The sequence below is a fragment of the Eudoraea sp. genome, from assembly GCF_049665975.1.
GTDB lineage: Bacteria > Bacteroidota > Bacteroidia > Flavobacteriales > Flavobacteriaceae > Eudoraea.
Map to the genome: position 1 here is coordinate 1 of NZ_JBATGR010000412.1, position 2,429 is coordinate 2,429.

General features: G+C 35.0%; 2 protein-coding genes. One reads left to right on the forward strand and one right to left on the reverse strand.

The window, feature by feature from the left end; genetic code table 11:
- Window positions 1-177 precede the first annotated feature (177 nt).
- The gene (xerA, locus tag WBN20_RS13645) at window positions 178-1,305 is read right to left on the reverse strand and encodes a site-specific tyrosine recombinase/integron integrase (protein WP_424282086.1); all 1,128 of its coding nucleotides are present in this window, start codon (window positions 1,303-1,305) and stop codon (window positions 178-180) included.
- Window positions 1,306-1,516: 211 nt separating this feature from the next.
- Between xerA and WBN20_RS13650 the strand changes: the two genes are divergently transcribed.
- A complete protein-coding gene (locus WBN20_RS13650) occupies window positions 1,517-1,756 on the forward strand; it encodes a hypothetical protein (protein ID WP_424282087.1) in 240 nt (79 codons plus the stop codon).
- Window positions 1,757-2,429: the final 673 nt, after the last annotated feature.

Below are 2,429 nucleotides of genomic sequence, written 5' to 3' on the forward strand. Positions count from 1 at the left end.
GGTAAATCTATTCCCTTGTTAAAAATGAGGTCGGTTTCAAGTCCTCCATCTGTCATAAATATTGATGACGAAAGCTGTGGTAGTTGATTTCTATATTTTGTCATTTTCATTTGTTTTAATTAAGCACAACAATTGTATATAGTTACTAGTAACTATATTTCTATTTTGTCAATACCACTAATCTAGTGGATTTTTTATGTTTTTAAAAGTATTTGTTGCTACGTGAGTATATATTTCCGTCGTTTTGCTTGAACCGTGCCCCAATAGTACCTGTATCTGTCTTAGGTCTACCCCCGATTCCAATAGATGGGTGGCAAAACTATGACGTAATACATGAGGGGTTACCGTTTGTTTTGTTCTGGCTCTAAATGCTGCCTCCTTTACAATTTTGAGAACACTAGCAGCGCTATACTTTCCACCTTTTTGCCCTTCGAACAAATATTCTCGAGGATTCCATTCTTTATAATAAATTCGCAGATCTTCCAATGTAGTCTTCGATAGTAGGGTATATCTATCCTTATTTCCTTTCGAATCTTTCACCCGAATCAACATCCGTTTGCTGTCAACATCAACCAGTTTTAGGTTTAATAGCTCACTACGGCGAAGACCGGAACCGTACAGTAACTTTATAATGCACTTATGTTTTAAATTGTTGGCATTGTCAATAATCGAAAGAACTTCTTCTTTGGATATTACTGTGGGCAATTTGGACTCTTTCCTTGGACGTTCTATTTCATAAAACCTATTGGGCATGCCTAAGACTACCTCATAATAGAACTTAATGGCATTAATTGCTTGGTTAAGATATGAGTTGGAGACATTTTTATGGATAAGCTTTTGCAGGAATGCCCTGATATCAGATTCGTTGATGGCATTCAACTCCTTTTCTTTATAATGGTTGATGAACATTTCAAAAAATGAGACATAAGTGCGTACGGTATTATTGGCATACCTCTTTAATTCTAGCTTTAATAGATACTCTTCAGGACAGAACCTATATCCTGGGATGAGTTTTCTTTTTCTGAACCATTCCACATAAATAGATTCATTGTGAGTATTTACAGGTTTGTTTGTCAAGAATCGGTTATAGTTGATCCATACTACACCGTTGAAGGTGTTGAAAATGATTTTTAGGTTCTTCTTTGTATTAAGAATATAGGTCATATTGTAATGTTGACTCCATTTCGGGCATGGCAGGCCCTTAATCAACCCTTGTATGAGCTTATCAGAAGAGAATTTTATACCTATCATCTTTTCATTATTGATCATTAGATGATAAAGCGTTATGGACTTTAATGATTTCATAGAACAAGTTTAGTCATGTTTTGAGTTTTAAATAGTATATTAACCAATTAATATGCGTTTACAAATGACTAATAAAAAATTATGCCCGATATGCGGCATGTTGCTAAAGGGCAGATCCGACAAGAAATTTTGCTCTACGAAATGCAAATCCATAAACCAATATGAAAACCGCCAACAAACCGAAGCTTTTTTTCTAAAGGTGGATAGGCAATTGAAAATTAATAGGAAAATATTAAAGAGATACAACAAATCTGGTTTTACGACCCTTCGAAAATCAGAAATGACTGCTGAAGGTTTTAACCCAAAATTCTTCACTCATTATTGGAAGAACAGAAAAGGAGAGGTATATCTTTTTGTTTATGAATACGGATTTTTAAGCACTAGAAATAACGGAAAGGAAAAGTATGTTTTGGTCACTTGGCAAGATTATATGGCCAGGAATCTAACATAGTACAAAATCAATTGAACAATAAGGATTTATTGTGAAAATTAAAAATGTTGTACCTGTGATAAAAAAAGCTGAGACGTAAATCTCAGCTTTCCCTTTGTACTTGAGGCGAAGAATTACCTCTCCCGATAGCTTCTCCTTCTTAATACTATGGAGAAGGAACTATCGGGATCGGTTTGTCCCGCTCAAACATTTTGAGAATGGAAATGTAACATAACATTTTTCATGTAGGCCCCCGGATTAACAGCCAGGAAGAACCCTTTTTCCGTGGTGTAGAGCAAGTTGGCGTAAAGAATTATCGAAACCCTGAAGATAATTTAGCCATGTTGATCGGTTTTTAAAATTTGTAAATTTTAAAAAATACATAGTGAAAAAGTCCCCTTTTTATATTCCTTTTTGGGGAAGCAAAAAGGAATAAGAAAGATCATAACTTTATAATGCAATTACACTGATGACCATCGGAACATTAAGTCCAGGCTTAAACATCTTGAGTATGGAAAACCAATTCCTGGAATTCATTTATTTAGTCTTGAAGTTAAAGTACAAGCGGGAATTACCTCCTTCGTCGGTGAGTCCCCACTCAAACATTTTGAGAATGGAAATGTAACATTACATTTTTCATGTAGGATCCCGGAATATCAGTCAGGAAGAATCCTTTTTCCGTGGTGTAGAGCAA